The sequence below is a fragment of the Nonomuraea sp. PA05 genome, assembly GCF_008086045.1.
GTDB lineage: Bacteria > Actinomycetota > Actinomycetes > Streptosporangiales > Streptosporangiaceae > Nonomuraea > Nonomuraea monospora.
In genome coordinates this window covers 40,236-64,656 of the sequence record NZ_VSEY01000058.1, presented here as the reverse complement: position 1 = coordinate 64,656, position 24,421 = coordinate 40,236, and the positions used below count along the sequence as shown (strand labels likewise).

Genomic DNA, 24,421 nt, shown 5'->3' with positions numbered 1-24,421 from the left:
ACCGACCAGGAACCGGTCCGGCACGTTGCCCGCACTCAGCCCGAACGCCACCGACAAGGCGTCACGCTGCGGACCCGGCAGCCGATCGAGGTGGCCCATCAGCGGCAGGCACAACTGGTGCAGCCCGGCGAACGCCAGCTCCATCTCCGACTCCACCCCGGCCGCCCGCAAGACCAGGCAACCGGACGCCTTCGCCACCAGGTACTCCACCAGCGCGGACTTACCGACCCCCGCCTCCCCACGCAGGATCAGCACCCGGCTCTGACCCGCCCCGGCGCCCGCCAGCACGCGATCCAGCACCTGGCACTCGTCATGCCTGCCACGCAGCTCCCGCCGCGGAGGACTGTTGAACATTCGCCGCTCCCGCGCAGGTCGGCCGGTCCTTCGGTCGTCCCATTATGCAGAGGCTACGTCTCGTGACGGGCCAGGCCGTCGAACGCGATGGACGTGATCGCGTCCGCGACCATCGCCTGGTCGTACGCCCCGTCCGGCCGATACCACTCGACCAGCGAGTTCACCATCCCGAACAGCAGCCTGCTGACCAGCGCGGGCGGCACGTCGTCGCGCAGCGCCCCCTCGCCGACCGCGTCCGCGACGAGCGCGGCCAGCCGGTCGTCGAGCCAGCGCCGCCGTTCCAGCGCGGCCAGCTCGATCTCGCTGTTGCCGCGCACCCGCAGCAGCAGCGTGACGGACGGCTGGTGCGCGACCAGCACCTCCACGCTGCGCCGCACCACCCCGCGCAACCGCTGGTAAGCGCCTTCCCCCGGCCGCTGCTCCGACGCCTCGGTCACGACGGAGGTGAGCTCGTCGAGGGCGTCGTCGAGCGCCTGGCCGAGCAGCTGCTCCTTGCCGGTGACGTGGTGGTAGATGGCCGGCTTGGTCAGCCCCAGCTCCTTGGCCAGGTCGCCCATGCTGGTGGCGTCGTACCCACGCCGGTTGAACAGCTCGACGGCGGCGCGCAGGATCGCCGACTGGTCATGGCCTGGACGGCCCCGCCTGCGGCGGGGGGCCGGTTCGGCATGTTCAGTCGTGGTCATCCTCGCAGCATCTCACGTGCCGGGGGACGCACTGACCGCGCGGGCGCCGCCTCCGTCAGGGTACGGCCGTGAGCACGTCGTGGTGGGTGACGGTGGTGTCGTAGGAGAGCAGGACGGCGCGGGCGTCGGGCTCGACCACCGCCGTGACGACGCCGTCCCCGGCGAAGGCCCTGATCGAGTCGAGCGACTCCCAGAGGGTGATGACCTGCAGTTCGACGTGGTCGTCCATGGTGCGCCGGAGCACGTAGGCGCCGCGGTGGCCGCCGGTCCTGCGCAGTCCGGGGAGGACGGCGGTGGTGAAGTGGCGCTGGTAGGCGTCCGCGCCGGCCGGGGTGGCGGTCGCGTGCCAGATCCTGGCGATCATCGTGGCTCCTGCGGGGCTCGGGACCCGTGCCAGGCCTTCCCGGCGAGCCGGGACGGCATCACGATGGGTCGGAGACGGGTGCCCGCCACAGCGCGACGATCGCGTCGATCAGGCCGTCGGCTGTGGCGGACCAGGTGGGACGGAAGGTGGGGCTGTGGTCGGCCAGTGCTCGTTCCCGCTCCACGCACATCTGGACGATCAGGTGCCGGGCCATGACGCCCCGTTCGACGCGGACGTCGGCGGGCAGGCCGGGCAGGCAGCGGGTCAGGCCGTGGCGAAAGAGCCGCAGCACGGGGGCGGCGCTCATGGCCTCGTCCACCATGATGGCGTTGAGCGCGGGGTCGGCCATGACCTGGGCGGTGAAGCGGGCGTACCAGGTGGGGCTGCCGAGGCTCTCCAGGTGCTCGGTGAGCGGGCGGACCAGGCAGGCGACCCAGTCGCGCAGGTCGGTGGAGTCGGCGATGTCGCCCATCATGCGGGCGCGGATGCCTTCGAGCTGCTCGGCGTGCTTGCGGGCGATGGCGCGGATGAGGTCGGCCTTGGTCCCGAAGTGGTAGGTGACGGCGGCGTTGTTGCCCTGGCCCGCCGCCTCGCTGATCTGCCGGTTGCCGACGGCGTGCACCCCGCGTTCGGCGAACAGCCGCTCGGCCGCCGCCAGCAGCGCCTCCCTGGTGGCGCTGACCTGCTCGACCCGGGTCATCTTGCCGCTCATCGTCTTTCACCGCACCGGGGGCCTCGCACCGCCCGCGACGGCCCGGCCCCGCAGGCCGCCGCAGGTCCTCGGCCGTGCCGGCGAGGCGTGCCGGGCGAGGGTTGTCGGAAGGACAGCCTACGCAAACGCCGGCCCGGGCCTGAAGTCCTTGCGCGCTCCGTGATCTCTTCACGAAGGAGACGACAGTGACGACCATCCCCGAGTACGACATCGCCAGGTCGGCGGCGTGCCCGCTGGATCCCGCGCCCGCGATGCGGGCACGGCAGGAGGAGGGCCCGCTGACCCGGGTCCGGCTGTGGGACGGCACCATGGCCTGGCTGGTGACGAGCCACGCCGAGCACCGCGCCGTGCTCGCCCATCCCCGGGTCAGCGTCGAGCCGGCGCGCGGCCTGCCCAGGCTCTCCGCGGTCGAGGCGGCGGCCATGGAGGCCATGGCCGCGCGTGAGGACGGCGAGGGCGGCATCAGCTTCATCCTCATGGACGACCCGGAGCACGCCCGGCTGCGGCGGATGGTCACCGGGGCGTTCACCGTCAGGCGGGTGGAGGCGATGCGCCCGGCGACGCAGCGGATCGCGGACGACCTGGTGGACGCGATGCTCGCCGGGCCGAAGCCGGTCGATCTGGTCGAGGCGTTCTCGCTGCCGCTGCCGTCGCTGGTGATCTCGAACCTGCTCGGCGTGCCGTACGACGACCACGAGTTCTTCCAGGCCAACAGCAGGACCATCATCAACCGCGACTCCTCGGCAGAGGTGCGCGGGCAGGCCCAGTACGCCCTGGGCGCGTACCTGTACACGCTGCTCGGCGAGAAGGTGGACAAGCCCGGCGACGACCTGCTGTCCGGGCTGGCCGAGCGGATCGCGGCCGGTGAGCTGTCGCAGCAGGAGGCCACGCAGATGGGCGTGCTGATGCTGTTCGCCGGCCACGAGACCACCGCGAACATGATCACCCTGGGCACGCTGGCCCTGCTCCGGCAGCCCGACCAGGCGGACGCCCTGCGCAAGGGCGACGACCCGCAGGTGGCGGCGGCGGTCGAGGAGCTGCTGCGCTACCTGACGATCACGCACGGCGGGCTGCGCCGGGTCGCGCTGGAGGACATCGAGATCGGCGGCCAGGTCATCCGGGCGGGCGAGGGCATCCTGGCCGTCAACGAGGTCGCCAACCGCGACCCGGCCGTCTTCCCCGACCCGGACCGCCTCGACGTGGGCCGCAACGCCCGCTCGCACGTGACGTTCGGGTACGGCGTGCACCAGTGCCTCGGGCAGTCGCTGGCGCGGATGGAGCTGCAGGTCGCCTACCCCACGCTGCTGCGGCGGATCCCGTCCCTGGCGCTCGCCGCCGAGGTGGAGCAGATCCCGTTCAAGCACGACGGGTTCGTCTACGGCGCCTACGAACTGCCCGTCACCTGGTGAAAGGGCCCGCCGGGGCCGTTCCCCGGCGGGCCGTGCCGGGTCAGGCGCGGTTCTCCACCTCAAGGACGAACCTGGCCAGCTCCAGCCGGTCCACGTTCGGCCCGTACGCGGCGGCGTTGCCGAGGACGACGGCGCCGTTCGCGGTGGTGAGGGTGAGCGGGGTGGCCTGGGGCCAGAAGTTGTCCCAGGCGTAGTTGTGCCGGAACACTCCGCGCGTCGTCGCGCCGCCGGTCTCGGTGATGTCGAGGAAGCGGCTGATGACGTCGGTGTTGTACGGGTGCCCGGTGTTCCTGTCGGCGTTGGCGTAGTGCGTCACCAGGACGTACTGGCCGGGGCCGAAGGCGGCGGGGCGGGTGAGCGTGATCGTGTTGCCCGCGCCGTTGCCGAGGTCTCCCACGTAGGCGCCGGCGGAGGCGTTCGAGCCGCCGGTCGCGCCGACCCGGCGGGCCGTGCCGGACAGGCGGGCCTGCTCGGCCTCGACCCGGTGCACCGCCGTGTCCGCCTGCGCGGCCCGTACGGTGACCAGCTCGCGCAGGTTCAGCCCCGGCGGGCCGCCGACCTCGACCTTCGAGATGCCCGCCGGGAGGTACACGCGGGCGCGTGACGTCCCGTCACCCTGGCGGGTGGCCCGCACGCCCTGGACGGAGCGCCCGTCCACGCGGACGTCCAGGTCGCCGGCCCTGGCGGCGCGGTAGGACAGGGTCAGGTCGTGGTAGCCGTCCTCGGCGGCGGCGACGAAGAACGTGGCACGGGCCCCGCCGCCCAGGACGACGGCGGGCCACGCGCCGGAGCGGTCGAGCCGGGCGCCGCCGGAGAGCCTGGCCTCGTCGGCCGGGAACGCCGCCCGCGCGGGGCCGGTGACCTCGGTGAGGTCGAACTTGTCGAGGGTGATGTCGCTGCCGGGCAGCAGGGCCGTCCCGTCGGCGCTGGTGCGCAGCGAGAGCCGGTGGGTGCCCGCGGTCAGGTCGAGCAGGACGTCGGTGCGGCCCCGGTAGGTCCAGCCGAGGTTCGCCGAGTACTGCACGATCTGGTTCATGGCGCCGTCCACGAACAGCGCGTGCCTGCCGGGCGCCTTGTTCGCGCCGTGGTAGACGCCGAGGCGGTAGCGGCCTGCGCGCGGGACGGTGACGGGGAACGTCACCGCGGAGCCGGGCTGGTTCATGGAGCCGACGTCCCGCTTGCCGGAGGTCGCGTACCGCTGGGGGTCGGCCGTGGTGTCCTGGTCGTAGGCCTGGGCCGCGGTGAGGGTGGCGGACTCGGCCTCCACCGACGTCGTCCAGGGCGCGTCGGCGGCGGGGGCGGGGCCGCTCGACGGGACGATCGTCACCCGGTAGGCGGCCATGACGTCCCCGCCGGGCAGGTCCACGCTGAGCCTGCCGCCGGTCGTGGTGGTGCGGCGGGCGGCGACGACGGGCGGCCTGAGCGCGTCGCCCTCGTACCCGGTCCAGGACGTCCTCGACACGACGACGTCCACCTGCCCGCCGAAGACGGCCGGGTCGAGGCCGGTGAGGTCGAGCCGGACGGGCGCCGCGCCGCCGCCGACCAGGACGGTGCCGCGCCGCGCGGGCTCGTCGAGGGCCGCGACGGCCTGCACGGTGTCCGGGACGTCCGGCTGCGGCGGGGTGACCCTGACCGTCTGCCCGGTCAGGTCGGCGTACCACTTGAGCAGCCACCAGCCGCCGTTGGCCTGGCGGGTGCGCACGGCATGGTCGTCGAGGTTGCCGGCGTAGGTCCAGTACGCCATGTCGGCGTCGACCTTGGTGTCCTCGAACAGGGAGATCCACTGGATCATCTGGCCGGGGACGGACATGTCGCGGCGGTTGCCGTACTCGTCGATGTTGATCGGCAGCGGGCCGATGCCCAGCTCGCGCTCCAGGGCGCGGTAGTGCCGGTAGTGGCCGCGGTAGTCGGCCAGGCTGCCGCGCGACAGCTCGTGCCAGGCCATGATGTCGGGCAGGGTGTCGTTGTCCCTGGCCCAGGTGAGGAAGTCGCGCAGGCGGCCCGGGTTGTACCTGGCCTCGTTGGGGCCGACGACGCGGGCGGCGGGGTCGATGGAGCGGATGCGCTCGACGACCCTCTTCCAGTCGCTGAAGAACTTGTCCTTGAGCGCGGCCCAGTCCTGGTACCAGATCCCGTCGGGCTCGTTGAACGGCACCCAGACGAACCTGTCCTTGTCCCGCGGCCGGTCGCGGACGACCTTGCGGACCATCGTGTCCACCTTGGCCAGGTAGTCGTCGATGCCGAGGTTCTCGTAGGGCCACTGGCTGTAGACGTCCTGCATGTAGACGACGATCTCCTCGCCGCCGGCGGCGAGGAAGCCGTCGGCGATCTTCAGCGCGTCGCCGTTGGGGTGCTGGTCGCCGTCGGGGGCCTTCTGCGCGACGGTGCGGGGGCGCGCGCCGGCGAGCAGGGAGTCGCCCGGTACGCCCGGGTCGGACAGGCCGTAGAGCATGCCGGTCGCGCCGCCGTGGACGGGGCCCGTGCGCTGGGCGAAGTCCACGGCGACCACGTCGGGCGCGGCCTGGGCGCGGGCGGGTGTCATGGTCACGGAGGCTAACGCCAGGACGGTGGCGGCTGTGACGGCTCGCCGGGTGAAGCGATGTCGGTGCATGAGCGATCCTCTCGGGGGGCGGAGGTGTGACCGGTCACACGCAGAGCTAGCGTGACCGGTCACACGGCGGCGGGGGAAGTCCTTGTCACCGGATCGTTACGTGGAGGTTTCCGCGGCATGGGATACAGCGGCTGTTCACGAGAAGTTCGGTGGCCGGTTCTATGCTGGCGGGCTGCGAGGACTTCGATCGGCCGGGAACACTTCGCGAACCATCCGGAGGTACTTGTGCGCAGCACACGGCGGCCCGCGCAGGCCATCGCGGCCGCGGCGGCCATCGCTCTGCTCGCCGCGGCCACCCCCGCGGCCCACGCCGGCCGCGCGGCTGACGCGGCCGGCACGGCTGACGCCGGCGGTGCGGCTGGCGGTGCGGCTGGCGCTGGCGGTGCGGTGGCGGGTGGGCGGGGCGTGGCCGGGGGCCGGTGCTCGGCCGACGTCTCCCTGCTCGGCTTCACCGACGACCTGGACAAGACGACGTTCGAGGGCACGGCCGTCGGCGGGCTGTCCGCCCTCGCCCCGGCCCACGCGTCGCGGGCGCTGGCACTGGTGGACAACGTCGGCACCACCCCCGCCCGCCTGTACGAACTCGACGTGAACCAGCGCAGAACCCTGTCGGCGCAGATCCGCGGCATGACGACGCTGCGGCGGCCGGACGGCGTCCCGTACACGGGGGCGGACTTCGACGGCGAAGGACTGGTCGCGGAGCGCGGCGGCCACACCGTGCTGGCCGGCTCCGAGACGGAGCCGTCGATCAGGCGTTTCCGGCTCTCCGACGGCCGCCAGACCACCGAACTGCCGGTGCCGGAACGGTTCCGGGTCGCCCCGGCCGGCCAGGCCGCGGTCAACCAGACCTTCGAGGCGCTCACCGCCACCCCCGACGGCCGCGTGCTGTACGCCGGGATGGAGGGCCCGCTGTCCGCCGACGGCCGCGACGCCGAGGGCCGCGGACTGCAGCGGATCCTGCGTTACGAGGGCAGGCCGGGCTCCGCCTACGCGCCCGTCGCCCAGCACGCCTACCGCACCGACCCGGGGCTCGGGCTCGTCGAGCTGGTGGCGCTCGCCGACGGCCGGCTCCTGTCGCTGGAGCGCGGCTTCACCTCCGGCGTGGGCAACACCGTGCGCGTGTACCGGGTCTCCGCCACCGGCGCCGCCGACGTGTCCGGCGTCGAGTCGCTGTCCACACTCACCGACCGGCGCGCCTGGCTCGGCAAGCGGCTGCTCGCCGACATCGCCGACTGCCCGCCGTCGGGCGCCACCGCCAAGCAGCCGCAGCCCAACCCGCTGCTGGACAACATCGAGGGCATGGCGCTGGGCGGCCGCCTGTCCGGCGGCCGCCGCACGCTCCACCTGCTGTCGGACGACAACAACAGCGCCACCCAGACCACCCGCCTGTACGCGCTGAGCGTCCGGCTCGCGGACGAGCCCGAGCTGCCGGGACGCGCGCCGCTGCCGGCGACCGCCCACCAGCCCGGCCCCACGTCCGGCCCCACGTCCGGCACGCAGCTCCCGCCGGCCACCGTCAACGGCGTCACCCCGCCCTTCCCCGGCCGGCCGAGCCCGGCTTCTCCGCGGTGATCCCGGCCACGCCGCGCTCCCGCTCCGCCTCCCGGCTGCTCGCCATGCTCGACAAGAACGACTCGGCGGACTTCCTGCTCAGGGCGTGCTGTGGGGCCGCTGTTCTCCTTCCCGCCGCAGTCGGTGCTGCCGCTGGGGGTGACCGGGTGGTGGTGGCCGGCGACAACGACTTCCCGGGGAACGACGGCCGCGTCCCGGGCCGGGCGGACGACACCGAGGTGATCGTCCTCGACGTGCCGGGACTGCGCGGCTGACAAGGGCGCGTGCCGCCGGGCCCCGTCCGATGTGACGGGGCCCGGCGGCGCGGGTCACTCGACGATGCCCCACTCCGCCGGATAGTCCGGCGGCCACGGCTTGCCGAAGTCGAACAACCACTCCCGATCCCCCGGCGGATACTCCGTCTCACGCCAGGCCGGCTGCGCCCCGACGACGAAACTCCCGCCACCCCGTTCGAGCATCCACGTCCACCCCTCCGCGTCCGCACCGAGCCCGTGCCGCTCACGCAGCGAGGCGAACTCGGCGGGATCGGCGCGCCGGACGTGCAGCCCGTCCCGGTAGATGGGTTTGAGCAGCATCAGCTCCACGTGCCCGATGTGCACCTCGACCACGGTGGTGGTCGCGTCGACCGCCACGGCCTCGCTGCGCAGCAGGAGCTGCCGGTGCGAGGGGTCGAAGCGGACGACCCGGAACAGCCGTCCTTGCCTGCTGAACTCCATGTCACGACCCCGGTGCGGCCGGCGGTTTCGGATACACCCTGGTGGGATTCCCGTTCTTGGTCATGTAGAACTCGACCGAGTCCCAGGTGCGCTTCTCCAGCCGGTAGGCCCGCCGCAGCTCGGTCATCTCCCAGGCGGTGCCCAGCCCGCTGTTGACCTCGGCCACCATCTGCCAGTTCCCGGCGGGCACCGTGTCGCCATGGGCCAGGAGGGCGGCGAGCGCCTCGTCGGCGTTGGACGCGCCGGGCACCCCGTCCAGGCTGACGGACAGCCGGATGTTGGGGTTGCCGACCGCTTCTGAGACCGCGACCATCCAGATGGGTCTGCCGTCCCCGTTCGGGAACGGCGCCCCCAGCGCCCGGTTGTTGAACGTGAACGCGCCCGTCATCCCGGCGGCCAGGTCGTCGGAGTACGGGTTGATGCCCAGCACGACGTGGTCCCCGGCTCTGACGATGTCGGTGATGCAGTCGTTGTGCACCAGCACCGGCGTCGAGCCCGCGTACACGTAGTACGTGTGGTCGGTCTCGACCTCGAAGTTGTACACGTCCACCGGCCCGTCGGCCCGCGCCACGCCGAGCACGGGTTCGGCCGCGCCGGCCGGGCTCCGCAGCGCGTCGCCCGGACGCAGGTCCTGCGACTCGACCCAGCCCCGGCCCTGCACCCAGAACCGGTGGCCTTCGCTGGCCGACAGGGTGCCGCTGCCGGTGGTGATCGTCACGAGCGTGTCCACCGTCCGGTGGAACAGCCGGGTGACGTGCCGCAGCGTCCGTTCGCCTGTCGCCGGGTCGGCGGACCAGACGCGGTCGCCGACCCTGATGTCCTCGATCTTGCGCGGGCCGTGCTCGGTGTCCACGAGCGTGCCGGCGGGGAAGCAGCGCCCGGCCGCCAGCGCGTTGCCCGCGGCCCGCTCCAGGCCGTAGACCGCCTCGGCGGGCAGCGTCGAGTACCGCAGCCGGAACAGCGCGTGGGTGAAGGACGTGCCGTTGCTCATCGCGGTGCGCAGCGACAGCGCGTACGTGTAACCCGCCTTGATCATCGGCGGGATGACGATGGAGCCGATCGCCCAGGCGCAGCTCGTGGCCGATCCGCCGTCCTGACCGGTCACCTTGCGCCAGCAGGCGACGTAGTCGTACACCAGCGCGCTGACCAGCGCGCGCAGGAAGTTCTCGACCAGGTCCCTGCCGTTGAAGTGGGTGGTCTCGGAGTAGCGGATGTCCAGCGGGCCGTTGCCCAGGTAGTCGTAGACCAGGGGTCCTGTGCAGTCGGCGACGTCCCTGCCGGGCTGGGCGCAGGTCACCAGGTAGTAGTCCTGCGTCCCGTAGATGTGGTACTCCATGTCGATGTCGCACCCGTTGGTGCCGACACAGAGGTCCTCCAGCGGCGTCGCGTCGTAGCGGACGTCGTCGCTCGGCACGGCGATCAGGTTGGGGATGCCGGTCGGGCCGGACGAGGAGGCCCGTTCGGCCTCGCGCCGCCGGTCGGCCTCCACCTCGGCCCGTTCGGCCGCGGCCTGCGCCTCTTCCGCCGCCTCGCGGGCGCGTTGCGCCGCCGCCTCGGCCGTGGCCGCGTCCCGCTCGGCCTGGGTGGCCACGTCGCGGGCCTTGGCGGCGTCGCTCTCGGCCGCGCTCGCGGCGTCGCGCGCGGAGGCGGCGTCCCGTTCTGCCGCGTCGGCGGAGGCGTCGGCCTCGTCGGCGTAGCCTTCGGCGGCGGTGGCGGCCGAGTCGGCCGCCGCCGCGTCCGCGGTGGCCTGGCGGTCGTACTCGACGGTGTTGGCCTCGGCCTGCACCGCCGCCTTGGCCGCCTTCTTGGCCTCGGCCGCCGACGCCTGCGCCTCGGCCAGCGATGCGGCGGCCTGGGCCGCGTAGTCGGCCGCCTGGGCCGCCGCGGTGGCCGCTGCCTTGGCGTCGGCCGACGCCTGCGCCGCCAGCGCCGCCGCCTCCGCGGCGGCCTTCTTCGCCTGCGCGGCCTTGGCCTTGGCGACGGCGGCCTGCTGCTCGGCGAGCGGCTTGGCCGCCTGCCCGGTCAGCACGGCCAGGCCCGCCGAGGCGTCGGTGTCCTTGTACGGTGACCCGAGCTCGATCGCGTCGTTGGCCGGTTTGATCACCTGCGCCGCCGAGTCGCGGGCGGCGGTCGCGGCCTGGGCCGTGGAGTAGGCGTACCCGGCGGTGCGCACGGCCGAGGCGTGCGCCGCGTCGGCCTCCTTGCGGGCGATCGCGGCGTCCGCCTTCGCGGTGGCGGCCTTGGCCTTGGCGGTGTCGGCGTAGATCTTGGCCAGCCGGACGTTCTCGGCCGCCGCCTCTGACGCGTCGATGGCCTCGGCCGCCGCGGCGTGGGCCGTCTTGACGGCGGCGTTGGTGATCGCCACGTCGCGCTGGGCGGCGTCGGAGGCGGCCCGCGAGCGGGACGCGGCGGCGTCGGCGCGGGTGGCCGCCTCGCGGGCGGCGGTCGCGGCGGCGGTGGCGTCGTTCGCGGCGGCCCTGGCCTGGGTGGCGGCGGTGGTCGCGCGGTCGGCGGCGGCCCGCGCCCGGGTGGCGGCGGCCCGCGCGCCCTCGGCGGCGTCGGTGCCCTCGACGGCGGCGGCGTGCGCCTCGCGGGAGGCGGCCTTGGCCACCAGCACGTCCCGCTCGGCCTCCGCGTCCAGTGCCCTGTTGCGGGCGTCCACGGCCTTGCGCTCGGCCTCCAGGGCGGCGTCCTTCTTGGAAGCGGCGGTGCCGCCCGCCGCTTCCGCGTCGCTCAGCGCCGCCGCGGCCACCTGCCGCTGCTCCTGGGCGCGGGCCTCGGCCTGCGCGGCCTTCTGCCGTTCCGTGGCGGCGCGGTTCTTCTCCGCCTCGGCCTTGTCCCGCTCGGCCTCGGCGACCTGCCGCTTGGCCCTGGCGTCCGCGGCGGCGTTCTTGGCGATCAGCTCGGCGGCCTCGGCCTTCTGCTGCGCCGCCTTCGCCTTGGCGGCGTTGTCGGCCGCCTGTACGGCCTGCGCGGCGGCGCCCTCGGCGGCGGCCTTGGCCTGCGCGGCCGCCTCCTGTGCCGCGATGCGCCTGAACTCGGCCTGCGAGGCGTGCGCCTGCGTCTCGGCCAGCGCCATCAGCGTCTTGCTGTCGGCGGCGGAGGCGCGGGTGGCGTTCGAGGCCGTCTCCGTGGCCTTGGCCGCCGCCACCGTGGCCGCGGCCGAGGCCCGGGTGATCTGCACGGCCTGCTGGCCGTAGAGCAGGCCGCGGCCCCTGGGCAGCCCGGCCGCGTCGGCGATGGCGTACGCGGCCTGCTGGGCGGCGACGGCCGTGGCGGCGTGCTGCTGCGCCGACTGGGCGGCCCGCGAGGCGACGAACAGCCGGCCGAGCGCCAGGGCCTGCGCCTTGACGATGTCGTTCTTGACCTTGGTGAACTCCGCCGCGTCCGGGTAGCTCAGCCCGGCGCTCTCCGGCGTCTGCTTCAGCCAGTACGCCTGCCAGTCGGCCAGCCGTGAGGCGATGAGCGACTGGCCGAGCGCCTCGCCCAGGGCCTGCGAGGCAAGCTGGAGGTCGGCGGTGGCCTGCGCCTCCTCCTTCAGGATCGTGTCACGCTGGACGCGCTGGCCGTTCACCTCCTGCGCCCACTCCTGCGAGGCCGTGACGAACTCGGCGGTCAGCACCTTGCGCGGGTCCTGCGGGTTGTGCGTGGTGCAGGAGGCGTAGCGGGACTTGAGGTTCTCGACGTCGATCCGGAACTCCATGCTGTCCGGGTCGGGCGCGCTCTCCGGGAACCCGCCGGCGGCCAGGAAGGCCCGCGCGTCGTCGGCGTACATGTCGTGCATCCACGTCATGTCCTCCCACGCCTGCCAGCCCTCGAGGTCGGGGTGCGGCCACGTGTCGGGGTAGCGGACGGAGGCGATCGCGTTGACGGCGTCCACCGACTCCTGGCCGGCCAGCGGCGTCTGGTCGGCGTAGAAGTCGCTCTCCCCCTGCCAGAACTGGCCGGCGACCCAGGTGGACAGCCCGACCTTGTCGAACGGGTCGTCCTCGTCCTCGACCCACTGGAAGCCGGTGTAGGAGTAGTCGGCGGGAGGGGTGACGCTCAGCGACTCCTCCCACACCTCGGAGCGGGCCGCCAGCTCGTCCAGCTTGGCCGAGGCGCGCTCGCGGTCCGTGTCGAAGGCGGTGGCGAGCTGGGTCTTCGGGTCGGACGTCCAGTAGTCGCGTGCGCCGGCCTGCAGCAGGGCGGCGTCGTCGCCGGCGAGCCCGGCGCGGGCGACGGCCTTCATGTCCTGGCCGCCCTTGCGCTGCGCGACCGTGAGCAGGCACTGCGCGGCCCTGACGGCGATGGCGTGGTCGAGGTCGTATTCGCCGTCCGCGGTGGCGGCGGCAGCCACGGCCGGCTGGATTCCCGGCACAGGCACGACCTGTGCGAACGTCGCCAGGACGGCGACGGAGGTGATGGCCGCGGCGGTGGCGCGCAGCCGCCCTGATAAGGGCATGCGAGTAGGCATGGTGAGCCGTTTCTCTGCGGCGGGGTTCCCCGCCGGAGGGGGAGAGAGGGGATCAGAAGAAGGCGTTGAAGGCGTTCCAGCCCGAGGTGCCGATCTTCTGTGCGGCGGAGAAGGGGGCCGTCGCGACCCCGGTGCCCTTGAACAGCCACAGCGCGCCCGCCGAGTCGCGGGCGATCAGGTCGGCCTTGCCGTCGCCGTTGTTGTCCCCGGTGGAGACGAGCGCCGTGTAGGCGCTGAAGCCGGTGCCCGCGCTGATGCGGGTGCCCAGGATCTGGTTGGCGGTGATGCTGCCGGTGCCCGGATAGATGTACAGGGTGCCGGCCGTGGTCCTGGCCAGCAGGTCGTTCTTGCCGTCACCGGTGTAGTCGCCGTACCCGGCCAGGGCGTTCATGCCGTTCCAGCCCGCGGTGCCGGCCTGCACGCGCGTGCCCAGGAGGCCGTCGGAGCGCCCGGGGAACAGCCACAGCGCGCCGGCGGCGTCCCTGGCGAGGATCTCGGGCGAGACGGTGCTGCCCATGTTGCCCGGCGTCATGATCAGGTTGAAGCCGCTCACGTTCGTGACGGCGCGAACGGTGGAGGCGCCGCGCTCCGCGGTGTAGTACAGGTCGTTGCCCATCCGGAAGTACAGGTCGTTGCCCGCGCCGGACGCCGAGGTGTTGGCGCGCAGCAGGGCGGTCGCCGCGGCGAAGCCGCCGCCCAGGTTCACGGCCGGCTGCACGCCGCCGCCGCTCTTGGGTTCGTACACCAGCAGCACGCCGTCGCTGCTCCTGCGGACGAACAGCGGCAGCATCGGCGCGGCGGCCGCCTGCGCGGAGGCCGCCGGGATCACGACCAGCCCGGTGGCCAGCACGATCGCGGCGAACAGTGCCCGGTACCGGCGTAATTGTGTGCTCAACGCACTGGTTGTCAACGCAACCTCACAAGACTCATGGCCAATGGAGCGTCACATCTCACGGCTGATCAGCCGTCCCCAGGGGTTGCGGCGTTTCGCCAGGCAGGCTCGGTCCGCACGCCGGGAGACGCCCGGTGAGGGGTGGCGGGCCGGGCGATCGCCACCCGAAGGAAGATCTACTTTAGGGCAGCCCGCCGCGACCCCGAGCGCCGGGGGACGATCATCACGCTCGGAACGGCGGCGCATACGCCCCGTTGACGCGGCCGCATACGGGCGCCGTCCACGCTGGCCACCTCCCAGGCGGGTCTCCTCGCCGATGGGACGGCACGTGGAGGTGAGCGATGTGACAGAGCCCTTCGATGAGCCCTTCGAGGAGCCCTTCGAAGACCTGGACGACTGGGCGGAAGACGACGCGTGGGACGAGGCCGGGAGCCTGATCGAGCAGGGGCTGGGGTTCGTGCTGCGGGAGGTGCTGAGCGACGAGTACGACGGCGCCGACGAGGAGGACTACGACCACGCGCTGGAGGTCATGCTCGACGGGATGAGCCCGGCGGAGGCGATCGGCTTCGCCAACGCGTTCCGGCAGATCCAGGGCGGGGCGTCGCGGGCGCTGGCCGTTCCGTTCGTGGCGCAGGGGTTGCGTACGGCGCTGCCCACGGGGGCCGCCGCGCTGGGGACGCTGATCGGCGGGCCGGCCGGGAACCTGATCGGGACCCGGCTGGGAACGCTGGCCGCGGGGGCCCTGGCAGGGAGGGGCACACCACCGCAGTACACCGCCGTACCGACCGCCCCGCCGCAGTTCATCCCCGTACTACCGCAAATCCCCGGCGTGCCGTCCCCGCCCCCAGCCATCACCCCGGCGATCGCGCCACCGCCGGGTTTCCCCGCCATCCCGGCGGGGGCGGCCGGCGCCGTCCCCGCCGTGGTGGTGGAGCCTCCGGCGCCCGTCCCCGCCGTGGCCGAGGGCTCCGCCGCGGCGGCCCAGGGCCTCGTGCTGGCCTGCCAGCCCGACGTCCTCGCCGCACTGCTGGCGCTCTGCCTGGGCAGGCACGGCGCGAGGCGGATCGGCGGCGTCCCGGTCGCGCGCGTCATGGGCATGCTCAGCGACGTGTTCGCCCAGGCCGCCGCGGACGCCGACGAGCTGGCCTACCACGACGGCCTGACCTACGGCGCGGACGAGAGCGCCACCGGCTTCGGCGAGGAAACCGGCGCCGGCCCGTCACCGGGGTCCGGCCGCGCCCTCTACACCGCGTTCATGGACGCCGAGAACGAGGAGCTGGCCTCATGAGCAGCGCGTCCGAACTGGCGGCCGTCGAGGAGCTGCTGCTGAAGGTCCTGCCCGACCCGATGGGCTTCGCGGAGCGGGTGCTCGGCGAGCTGGCGGACCGCCTGGCGACGCCCCCGCCCGCCGACGGCCCCGCCGTCGTGCACGGCTTCCAGGAGCCCGACCATGCGCTCGCCGACCGCGACCTGCTGCTCGCCGCGGCGCTCGGCGCCTGCGGGTGCTGGGGCGAGGCCGCCGGCTGCCCCGACTGCGCCGGACGGGGGTCGCCCGGCTGGATGCCGCCCGACCCCGAGCTGTACGAGCAGTACGTCGCCCCGGCCGTCCGCCGCGCGGCCCCGCCCGCCAGGACCGGCCTGGCGCGGAGCGAGGGCGCCGCGCCCCGCGAAGAGCGTCCCGATGAAGGAGGAACCAGATGAGCAGTCTGTTCGAGGAGAACTACGACACCGGCTACGACGAGGAGGATGAGGAGTTCTACGACGAGGAGCAGTCGCGGGACTCGCGGGCGCGGCGCAGGCGCGCCCAGGCGCTGGCGTCCGCGCGCCGCCGGGCGGCGGCCCGCCGCGACCGCAGGCTGCCCGCCACTTCGGCGTCCCCGCCCGCCACGCCGCCGCGGCGGGCCGTGGTGAACGCCGTCAAGGAGCTGGACCTGCAGACCCAGGTGCAGCAGGACACGCTGCAGAGCGCGATCGCGGCGCAGAACAGGAAGTTCGACAGGGCCGCGCTGTCCACTGTGGCTACGCTGCTGGTCAGCGAGGGGTTCCGGACGTTCGGCACGCCGGACAACACGTTCGTGCGGGCGGGGATCCAGATCGCGCCGCTGCTGGCGTTCCCCGCCGGGGAGAAGCGCAAGGGCATCGGCGGCGTGATCAGGCATCCGGCGTTCTACGGCGGGCTGGGCGTGCTGGCGCTGGCGTTCATCGACGACCAGCGCAAGCGCAACTCGGCGGCGCAGAACGTCGACGTCCTCGGCCCGAGCCGGCTGACGGTGGGCGCGGTGGACCTGTTCGTGGCCGACGTGCGCGACGCGAGCGGCAAGGTGCCGGCGAACGTCACGCCCGCGTGGGAGTCGAGCAACGTCGCCGTCGCCGAGATCAACGCGACGACCGGCCAGGTCACCGCCAAGAGCGCGGGCGTCGCGATCATCTCGGTCAAGGCCGGCGACATCGTGCGCAGGGTCCGGCTGGAGGTCGTCGCGGCGGGCGGCAAGTGAGGCGTGGCAGGCCGTGGACCCAGCCCTGCGGGAGCTGCTGCGTGACGCGCCGGCGGACCGGATGGTCGAGGCGATCATCCGGTTCCGCCGGCCGGGCGTCGAGCTTCCCTCCGTGCGGCTCGTGGCGCGGTTCGGAAGCGTCGCGACCTGCCGCCTGCCGCTGTCGGCGGTGCGGGAGGTGTGGGCGCATCCGGACGTCATCAGCCTGAAGGCGCCCCGCCCCATCAGCCCCGAGATCGCCGTGCCCGCCCCACCGTCGTCACGGCCCTTCGGTCAGTGGACGGAGCCGCGACCGCCCGCCCAGACCGAGGTCGTCGTCGGCGTCGTGGACGCGGGCGCCGACTTCGACCACCCGAACTTCAAGCACGCCGACGGCACCACCAGGCTGCTCGCCCTCTGGGACCAGCGGCACCGGCCCGGCTCCGCGCCGCAGCCGTACGGGTACGGCGTCGTCCACACGCGGGAGGACATCGACCGGGCGCTGCGCACGTCCCACCCCTACCGGACGCTCGGCTACCACCCGGCGGACGCCGACCGCGGCGGCGGCGCGCACGGCACCCACGTCATGGACATCGCAGCGGGCAACGGCACCGTCGGCCCGGCCGGGATGGCGCCCGAGGCGAGCCTCGTCTTCGTCCACCTGTCCAACCGCGGCACGGGCGGCCTGGCCAACCTGGGCGACTCGGTGCGGCTGCTGGAGGCGGTGGACTTCATCGTCAGGACCGCGGGGGAACGCCCCTGGGTGATCAACCTCAGCCTCGGCTGCCACGGCGGCCCGCACGACGGCAGGACGCCGACCGAGCTGGCCCTGGACGAGCTGCTGGCGGCGGCGCCCGGCCGGTTCCTCGCGCAGAGCTGCGGCAACTACTACCGGGCGCGCACGCACGCCTCCGGCTTCCTGCTGCCCGGCAGGCAGCGGGTGCTGCGGTTCGTCACGGACCCCGCCGACACCACCGTCAACGAGGTCGAGATCTGGTACAGCGGAGCCGACGAGCTGACCGTCCGCATCGACCATCCGCGCATCCCGGCCGGGCCCGTCGTCCCGCTCGGCGGCTCCGCCGACATCGTCGCGGGCGGACGCGTCGCCGGGCGCGTCTACCACCGGGCTCACGACCCGAACAACGGCGACCACCACATCGACGCGTTCCTCTACCCGTGGGCGCCCGACGGCGAGTGGCGCGTCACCTTGGAGAGCCGCCGCGTCACCGGCGGCCGTTTCCACGCCTGGATCGAGCGGGACGAGGCGTGCCCGCGGTGCCAGGCGCGTTTCCTGCCGTCCGACGCGGATCCGGCGAGCACGATCGGCACCATCGCCAACGGGCGCGTTCCGCTCGTCGTCGGCGCGTACGACGCCCACTCCCCCGGCCGGCCGCCCGGCCCGACCAGCAGCGCCGGCCCCACCCGCGACCACCGCGCCAAGCCCGATCTCGCCGCGCCCGGCGTCGCCGTCCTGGCGGCCCGCTCGGCGCCGCGCGGCAGCGCGCGCAGCCCGGGGCTGCTGACCCGCAAGACCGGCACCAGCATGGCGGCGCCGCACGTCACCGGGGCGGTCGCCCTGTGCCTGCAGTACGGCGGGCACCGGCTGACCGCCGCCGGGATCCGGCGACTGGTGCTGTCCTCGGCCGACCCGCCGCTTCCCCAGATGGACCGGCTGGAGCCGCCGCTTCCCGGGATGGACCGGCGGGGGCCGCCCGCCGCCGACCCGCCGCCGCCCGGGACCGAGCGGCTGGGGCGCGGCCGGTTGAACGTCCGCGCCCTGCTCGCCGCCGTCCGCCGCAGCCTTCCGCCCCTAACGGAGGTCACCGCCATGGAAGAACACGACCGCATCGCCCCGCTCCTGTCCGTCGCGCCCGCCCGCGCCTACCGGGAGCTGCTCTACCGGCCCGCCGGAAGCCTCTCGACCTGGCTGAGGGACCGGTTCGCGGTCCTCGCGGGGCCCGGCCAGCGGGCCGTGGACGTGCCCCGGGCCGGTGACGTCCTGATCCGGGTCGTGCTCGGGGAGCCCGCGGCGGCCGGCCAGTGCGCGATCGTCTCCGCGGCGGGCCTCACCCGGCGGCTCGGCAGCCGGCGCGGCGCGCCGTCCGGCTGGTACGCGGTCGCGTCCGTCATGGGGCCGGTGGGGGGCCGGCGGCCGGTGCGGCTGCTGGATCCGGCGGGACGCGTGCCACCGGGGCAGTTGCTGCTGCGTCCCTGGCCGGTGGAGCCGCTCGCGCCGCAGACCCCCGCCGAGGAGCCGCAGGAGGAGCCGTTCGAGGATGACGGGCTCGCGGAGGAGAGCAGATGCGGCTGCGGCGGCACCGGGGAAGAGGAGCCGCCCGGCGAGAGCGAACCGGAGGAAGCGGACCCCGGGCCGTGGACGGGCACGGCCGAGCAGGAGGACTTCCGCGCCCGCGTCCTGGCCGAACACCTGCGCCGCTCCCGCGCGTCCAAGGGCGACCCGCAGCGGGACCTGCGCGACGACGAACTGGCCGGCATCGCCAGAACCCCCATGACCGGCGGCGGACGCAAGCGGGTCCGCACCGCGACGGCGACGGCCCAGGCCGTGGACGACCTGCTCGAAGCCGCGAACACCGCCCTGGCGGCAGCCCAGCAGGCGGGCCACGCCGACGCCCGGCGCACCGTCGAGCTGACGGTGACCAGCGGCTACCGCGGCGGCGCCCACCAGCGGCAGCTCTGGCTGGACCACTTCTCCGGCAAGTACTACAACCGCTCACGCGAGGCCCGCGCCGGGATCGCCGAAGGGCCGCACTCGGACGCGGCCGTGGACTACCTGCTGCGCCCCAGAGGACAGGGCGGCTACGGCCTCGGCGGCCGCATCGCCGCACCCGGCTACAGCAACCACCAGAACGGGGTGGCGCTCGACTTCTACCAGGTGCGGACCGCCGGCCAGGCCATCCCCAACGACTCCGACGACCCGGCCAGGTGCCGGTGGCGGCACACCTGGTTCCACGGGTGGATGCGCAGGAACGCGGCGGGGCGCGGATTCCGGCCGCTGGCCACGGAGGAGTGGCACTGGGAGTACCGTCCCGGCGTCCCGGCCGCCTCCGACCTGGCGGACTTCCGTGGCGGGAAGGTGTGGACCTTCGCCTCGGCGGTCCACCCGCAGCCGGTCGCGGTGTTCTGCCCGAAGGCCGCGCTCGGGCAGGCGGAGGTGGACGTGCTGGTGTTCGCCCACGGGCTGCTGACGGGGTGCACCAGGCCGAAGCGGGTGCCGCTCGGGTTCGTGACGGGGGCGCCGTTCGAGCTGGGGCGGATCGTGGACGAGTCGGGGCAGCCCGTCGTGCTGGTCGTGCCGCTGCTCGACTGGGGCAACCCGTGCGGCGAGGTCGTGTTCGGGCGCGGTCACCGGCGCCTGCACCCGCTGGGCAGGCCCGCCCTGCTCAACGCGGTCGTCGAGGAGAGCGTGGCCGAGGTGGGGCGGGTGCGCGGCGGGGCTGTCCCGGCGGTGCGGCGGCTGGTCGTGGCGGGGCATTCACGGGCGTACGACCTGCTGGAGCCGCTGGCCGCCGGCCGGGACGACGCGGAGATGGGGCAGGGAGCGCTGAGCCGGTTGAGCGAGGTGTGGGCGTTCGACACCACGTATCGCGGCGACGTGGGGAACTGGACGGACTGGCTGCGGGTGAACCCGTCGTTGCGGGTGCGGGTCTATTACCGGCCGGGCACCGGGACGGCGGGGGTGGGTGGGCGGTTCCTGGCGCAGGCGAGCGACCGGCTGGTGGTGACCCAGGTCAAGGAGGGCCACTGCGCCGTCCCCGCCACCCGCCTGGCCGAGCTGCTGCCCAAGCCCTGACACTCGCGCTACCCGGCCGCGCGGGCGACTTCCGCGCACCCCCGCACCCGCCGCGTCAGCCCAGCCGACGGCCGCAACGCCATCTCCGCCCACAACAGCGCCGTATAACGCTCAAGCTGCCGCCGGGCCTGCGCCACGTTCCCCTCGGCCAGGAACACCTCGATCAGCGCCGCGTGCGCCGACTCCCGCAACGGATCCTCACCGATCGCCGCGTAAGCGGCCTCGATGGCCTCCAGATACCGCCCGAGCCCGCACAACCGCCCCGCCAGGGCCTCCAGCGCGTGGATCCGGACCTGGCCGAGCCGCTCCCGCTCCAGCAGCAGCCACTCCTCGTCCCATCCGGGCAGCAGGTCACCGCGCAGCACGGCGAGGGAGGTGTCCTGGGGCCGGAGTTCCTGGTCGCCGGAGAGCAGCCGGCCGGCCTGGGCGGCGCACCGCCACACGTCGGCGTCCACGGCCTCGTGCAGCCGCACGGTGTCGCGGGAGGCGCGGACGAGCCGCTCGTCCGCCTGCCGCAGCCGCCACAGCGCGGTGCGCAGGCTGGCGGCGGAGCGGACGGCGGGTACGGGCCAGAGGCGTTCCGCCAGGTCGGCGCGGCGGTGGGCGAGGGGTGGCGGCCGCACGAGCGCGAGGTAGGCGAGCACCCGCTGTTCCTGGATGCCCAGGGTGACGGGCACGTCGTCGAGGACGAGGCCGAAGCCGCCCAGCAGGGACAGCTTCGGCCGGGTGGGGCAGCGCGGAGCCTGGGTCATCCGTCCCGAACCCCCTTCGGGCACGTCGGTCGTCCCTGGCAGTGTGCGGGGCCCCCGTTGCGCAACCGTTGAGGTCTCAGGCGGCGCCGAGCGCGGTCGGTTCCTGGGGGAAGAGGCCGTCGAAGACCGCGGCCCGGTCGAAGGCCATCGCGCGGGTGCGGGCCCGCAGCTCCAGGTCGTTGCGCTCGCCGGGCGTCAGTTCGAGTACGACCCGGTCCACGGCCGCGACCAAGGCGGCGACGTCGCCCGGCGGGACGATGACGGCGGTGTCGCCGACGGCTTCCAGGGTGCCGCCCGTCGGGGTGGTGACGATGGGCCCGCCACCGGCCAGCATCTTCTCGGCCAGCGCGATGCCGAACGTCTCGACGAAGTCGGGCTCGGGCTTGGTCGGCAGCACGTAGGCCGCGCATCCCCGCATGAGCAGCGCCTTCTCGCGGTCGTCCACGTCCGTGAGGAAGACGACCCGGTCGTCGCCTGCGGCCATGGCCCGCGCCTGTTCCAGCAGTGGCCCGGTCCCGGCGACGACCAGTCTGACGCGCGAACGGCAGCGCATCCGGGCGTAGGCGGCGATCAGGTCGTCGATGCCCTTGGCCTTGGTGACGCGGGACAGGAACAGGAGGTACCCGTCGTGTTCCAGGCCGCGCCGGGCGAGCGTGTCCCGCATGGCGGCCGGGTCGGGGTCGAGGAAGGCGGCGGAGTCGATCGGCGGGTAGCTGACGGTGACGCGGCGCCGGCACTGCTCGGCGAAGGTGGTGCCGCAGCGGGCGTCCACCTGCTCGGCGGAGGCGACGATCTCGTCGCGGGTGTAGTCGGAGACGGCGACGACCTCGTCATTGGCCAGGAACGTGCTGAACAGCACGGTGGCCGCGCCGAACCGGCCCTCCCGCAGGCAGGAGGCGATCACGTTGGTCACGTCCGAGCCGACCGCCTTGGCGACGGTGCGCACGTGCGGCGCGAACCCGGCCGCGCGGGCGGCGGCGACCGCGTCCACGACGACCGCCGTGTGCGGCGCCAGGTACATCGACAGGCAGGTCGTGGCGTACGGCTCGGCGAGCAGCTCGACGAGGCGGCCGGTGAGCCCCGACTGGTAGCGCCCGTCGGGCACCCGGTAGTCGCCGACCGGTTCCGGCCGTTCCACGGTGATCCCGTCGCTGTACGGCAGCAGCCGGTCCAGCGGTTTGAGCGGCAGCCCGGCGGCCCGCAGCGCGGGAACGGGCCAGGTCAGCAGGCGTACGTCGGCGTAGCCGCGGGTCAGCGCGACCTCGGCGAGGTTGCGTGCCTCCCCTGAGTGGCCGCAGATGACCGGGTCGGCCCTGACGGCGATGACGAGACGGCGAGGCAGGAGAGTCATCGCGTTACCTCCGATGTCGGAAGCGGACGGGACAGCGCTTGGGTCAGGGACGGCGGGCGGAGTCCGCGCCCCCACGCGGACGGTTCCGGGCCCAGCCGCAGGCGCAGCAGCCCGCCTTCGTGCACGGTGGCGGCGCTGAGGTGGGTGGCGTGCAGGGGCTTGCCGTTGAGCGTGGCCTCCTGCACGTACTGGGCGGGCGGGTGGCGGTCGAGGCCCTCGGCGCCGATGGGCGTCTCTCGGTGGCCGCTGGTCTCGATGACGAACTCGTTGCCGCCGGCCTGGAGCACGGCGCGGGAGAAGGCGGGCGTGTTGACGAGGAAGAGGTTCTGCCCGGCGACGGGGAACAGGCCGAGGGACGCCCACACGTACCAGGAGCTGAGGCCGCCGGAGTCGTCGTTGCCGGGCAGCCCGCCGGGGCCGGTGCCGAACTGCCAGGTCAGCGCGGCGTGCACGATCTCCGCCGTACGGTCGGGGCGGCCCGCGTAGTGGTAGGCCCAGGGGGCTTCCATGTCGGGCTCGTTGTTGAGTCCTTCGAAGCGGTTGAGCGCGTACCCGGCGGCCATCTCGGCCGGGTCGGGGCGGCGGCCGGGGCGTGCCACCGGTTCGGCGCCGTAGCCGAAGAAGCGGTCGAGCTTGCCGATGAAGGCGTCGTCGCCGCCGGCCAGGGCGATGCGCGCGGCCATGTCGTGCAGCAGGCGGAAGGAGTAGTTCCACTTGCCGCCCTCGTAGAACTCGGAGTCGCGCAGCAGCCCGGTGCCGGGGTCGAAGGCGTTGCGCCACTGCCGGGCGAGCTCCTCCAGGTCGTCGGCCAGGCCGCCGTCGTTGAGCGCGCGGGCGACCTGGGCGGTGCAGTGGTGGGCGTAGGCGAGGTCGAGGGTGTGGGTGATCGGGTGTACGACGCCGCGCTCGTAGAAGTCCTCGCCGTAGCCGCGGCGCAGGTCGCCGACCATGTGCACGAGCGCCCAGCTCCAGTCGAGCTCGGCGCGGCCGAGCGCGTGGGCGTCGGCGAGCGCGGTGTGGGCGAGCGCGCTGGCCTGGCGGAAGAACCGGTCGGCGCCGCGCGACATGCGGTAGCCGATGGGGAAGTTGCCCTCCTCCTCGCAGACCCTGATCAGCGACTCCAGCAGGCCCGCCGCCCGGTCGGGGGCGATGGCGGCCAGCAGCGGGAGCTGGGTCTTGTAGATGTCCCACATGGTGCACACGTCGAACGCGAACGGGCCCGGGGTGGGCCAGAACGGGCTCTCGTCGTCGGCGAAGCACGGCTTGATCAGCGCGTGGTAGAGGGACGTGGCCAGCACCGTGCGGCGGGCGGGCGTGCCGCCCTCGACCTGGACGCGGTCGAGGTGCTCGGCCCAGCGGGCGCGGGTGCGGAACAGCACGGTGTCGAAGGCCTGCCCGGCGGGCCCGCACTCGCGTTCCAGGTTCTGACGCGCCTGCTCGCAGCCGCGCAGCGAGAACCCCATCCGCACCTCGACGCTCTGCCCCGGCGCGGCGGGCCCCATGAAGAGCATGCCGAAGGGCCGCAGCGTGGTGTGCCGGATGCTGTCGAAGTCGAGCCGGGTGCCGCCGTCGATGAGGCGCCGGTCGTACCAGAGCATCTGCCGCCAGCCGGGGCTGTCGACCTCGACGTACACCGACAGCGGGACGCCCTCCATCACCACGGTGCCCTGGGCGCGGCCGTGGCCCATGCTCTCGACCTGGGCCCGCACCGGCACGGTCTGGCCGAGGTCGATGGCCAGACCGCCGCAGGACAGGTCGATCACGACACGGGCGCTGCCGTGCTCGGGGAAGGTGTAGCGGTGCACGGCGACCTTGGCGCCGACCGTGAGCTCGCAGCGGATGCCGGTGTCGAGGGTGGCCGCGTAGTAGCCGGCCCGGGCGACCTCGTCGTACAGCGGCCAGGACTCGCCGAGCACGTCGAGCGGCTGCACCATCGGGGTGACGCGGACGTAGTTGTAGTACTTGCGGATGGCGCCGGTGCCGGACTGCTGGAAGTGGGTGAAGCCGGAGGCCTGCAACCGCTCGAACATCTCCTCGGGCACGCCCTCGGTGTTCTTGGCGTACCGGCCGTAGCCCGTCGGGTACGCGCCGGAGTAGGCGCAGGCGGACACCATGCCGAGCGGCGACGTGGCGCCCGGGTGGGTGTTGCCCACCTGCGGTTTCGGCCACCACCAAGTGGCGGCCAGACCGCGCGCGCGTGGCAGGTCCGTCGCCGCTGTTCCGATGAAGGGGTCAACGTTGTCGAGGATGGCGGGACTCTACCC

At 73.9% G+C, this 24,421-nt stretch carries 18 protein-coding genes; 7 read left to right on the top strand and 11 right to left on the bottom strand.

Features of this window, described 5'->3' with window-relative positions; all coding sequences use genetic code 11:
- The 4 genes from FXF51_RS53730 to FXF51_RS53715 form a co-directional block, all read right to left on the bottom strand.
- Positions 1-354: AAA family ATPase (locus tag FXF51_RS53730; RefSeq protein WP_148442594.1), on the bottom strand; the 354-nt coding region annotated here is incomplete at its 3' end.
- Positions 355-407: 53 nt separating this feature from the next.
- Positions 408-1,037: a TetR/AcrR family transcriptional regulator gene (locus tag FXF51_RS53725; RefSeq protein WP_148442593.1), complete on the bottom strand. Its 630-nt coding sequence runs from the start codon at positions 1,035-1,037 to the stop codon at positions 408-410.
- 55 nt (positions 1,038-1,092) lie between these two features.
- Positions 1,093-1,401, bottom strand: coding sequence for an antibiotic biosynthesis monooxygenase family protein (locus tag FXF51_RS53720; protein WP_148442592.1), 309 nt, complete (start codon positions 1,399-1,401; stop codon positions 1,093-1,095).
- A gap of 58 nt (positions 1,402-1,459) precedes the next feature.
- The gene (locus tag FXF51_RS53715) at positions 1,460-2,113 is read right to left on the bottom strand and encodes a TetR/AcrR family transcriptional regulator (RefSeq protein WP_148442591.1); all 654 of its coding nucleotides are present in this window, start codon (positions 2,111-2,113) and stop codon (positions 1,460-1,462) included.
- Positions 2,114-2,298: 185 nt separating this feature from the next.
- On the opposite strand from FXF51_RS53715, the gene FXF51_RS53710 reads away from it, so the two are divergent.
- Entirely contained in the window at positions 2,299-3,522 is a 1,224-nt protein-coding gene (locus FXF51_RS53710) for a cytochrome P450 (protein ID WP_262380492.1), read from the top strand.
- A 40-nt stretch (positions 3,523-3,562) separates the two neighbouring features.
- Here the strand turns inward: FXF51_RS53710 and FXF51_RS53705 are convergent, their stop codons facing one another.
- Positions 3,563-6,133, bottom strand: a complete 2,571-nt coding sequence (locus FXF51_RS53705) for a CBM35 domain-containing protein (protein ID WP_148442590.1) — start codon at positions 6,131-6,133, stop codon at positions 3,563-3,565.
- Positions 6,134-6,358: 225 nt separating this feature from the next.
- Between FXF51_RS53705 and FXF51_RS53700 the strand changes: the two genes are divergently transcribed.
- On the top strand, positions 6,359-7,705 hold the full coding sequence (locus tag FXF51_RS53700; protein WP_222871883.1) for an esterase-like activity of phytase family protein: 1,347 nt from the start codon (positions 6,359-6,361) through the stop codon (positions 7,703-7,705).
- A complete protein-coding gene (locus FXF51_RS62260) occupies positions 7,702-7,959 on the top strand; it encodes a hypothetical protein (RefSeq protein WP_222871882.1) in 258 nt (85 codons plus the stop codon). Before FXF51_RS53700 ends, FXF51_RS62260 begins: the two co-directional genes overlap by 4 nt.
- 54 nt (positions 7,960-8,013) lie before the next feature.
- Here the strand turns inward: FXF51_RS62260 and FXF51_RS53695 are convergent, their stop codons facing one another.
- The 3 genes from FXF51_RS53695 to FXF51_RS53685 all read right to left on the bottom strand — a co-directional run bounded on the left by FXF51_RS53695 (position 8,014) and on the right by FXF51_RS53685 (position 13,772).
- Positions 8,014-8,421 carry a hypothetical protein gene (locus tag FXF51_RS53695; protein WP_148442589.1) on the bottom strand — a complete coding sequence of 136 codons (408 nt, stop codon included), beginning with the start codon at positions 8,419-8,421 and terminating at the stop codon, positions 8,014-8,016.
- A gap of 1 nt (position 8,422) precedes the next feature.
- On the bottom strand, positions 8,423-12,865 hold the full coding sequence (locus FXF51_RS53690) for a polymorphic toxin type 27 domain-containing protein (protein ID WP_148442588.1): 4,443 nt from the start codon (positions 12,863-12,865) through the stop codon (positions 8,423-8,425).
- A gap of 64 nt (positions 12,866-12,929) precedes the next feature.
- Positions 12,930-13,772: an FG-GAP-like repeat-containing protein gene (locus FXF51_RS53685; protein ID WP_148442587.1), complete on the bottom strand. Its 843-nt coding sequence runs from the start codon at positions 13,770-13,772 to the stop codon at positions 12,930-12,932.
- 340 nt (positions 13,773-14,112) lie between these two features.
- On the opposite strand from FXF51_RS53685, the gene FXF51_RS53680 reads away from it, so the two are divergent.
- From FXF51_RS53680 to FXF51_RS53665, 4 genes are read left to right on the top strand one after another with little or no spacing between them, the layout of a single operon-like run.
- Positions 14,113-15,057 (top strand): hypothetical protein, encoded by a 945-nt coding sequence (locus tag FXF51_RS53680; RefSeq protein ID WP_148442586.1) that lies wholly within the window; start codon positions 14,113-14,115, stop codon positions 15,055-15,057.
- Positions 15,054-15,470 carry a hypothetical protein gene (locus tag FXF51_RS53675; RefSeq protein ID WP_148442585.1) on the top strand — a complete coding sequence of 139 codons (417 nt, stop codon included), beginning with the start codon at positions 15,054-15,056 and terminating at the stop codon, positions 15,468-15,470. Before FXF51_RS53680 ends, FXF51_RS53675 begins: the two co-directional genes overlap by 4 nt.
- Positions 15,467-16,264 carry an Ig-like domain-containing protein gene (locus FXF51_RS53670; protein WP_148442584.1) on the top strand — a complete coding sequence of 266 codons (798 nt, stop codon included), beginning with the start codon at positions 15,467-15,469 and terminating at the stop codon, positions 16,262-16,264. The genes FXF51_RS53675 and FXF51_RS53670 overlap by 4 nt, the downstream gene beginning before the upstream one ends.
- A 13-nt stretch (positions 16,265-16,277) precedes the next feature.
- Positions 16,278-20,054 carry a S8 family serine peptidase gene (locus FXF51_RS53665; protein WP_148442583.1) on the top strand — a complete coding sequence of 1,259 codons (3,777 nt, stop codon included), beginning with the start codon at positions 16,278-16,280 and terminating at the stop codon, positions 20,052-20,054.
- An 8-nt stretch (positions 20,055-20,062) separates the two neighbouring features.
- On the opposite strand, the gene FXF51_RS53660 is transcribed toward FXF51_RS53665, so the two are convergent.
- The 3 genes from FXF51_RS53660 to FXF51_RS53650 form a co-directional block, all read right to left on the bottom strand.
- Positions 20,063-20,806, bottom strand: coding sequence for a BTAD domain-containing putative transcriptional regulator (locus FXF51_RS53660; RefSeq protein WP_148442582.1), 744 nt, complete (start codon positions 20,804-20,806; stop codon positions 20,063-20,065).
- 76 nt (positions 20,807-20,882) lie between these two features.
- Positions 20,883-22,157 carry a glycosyltransferase family 4 protein gene (locus FXF51_RS53655; RefSeq protein WP_148442581.1) on the bottom strand — a complete coding sequence of 425 codons (1,275 nt, stop codon included), beginning with the start codon at positions 22,155-22,157 and terminating at the stop codon, positions 20,883-20,885.
- Positions 22,154-24,382, bottom strand: a complete 2,229-nt coding sequence (locus FXF51_RS53650; protein WP_262380494.1) for a glycoside hydrolase domain-containing protein — start codon at positions 24,380-24,382, stop codon at positions 22,154-22,156. The genes FXF51_RS53655 and FXF51_RS53650 overlap by 4 nt, the downstream gene beginning before the upstream one ends.
- Between the last annotated feature and the right edge of the window lie 39 nt (positions 24,383-24,421).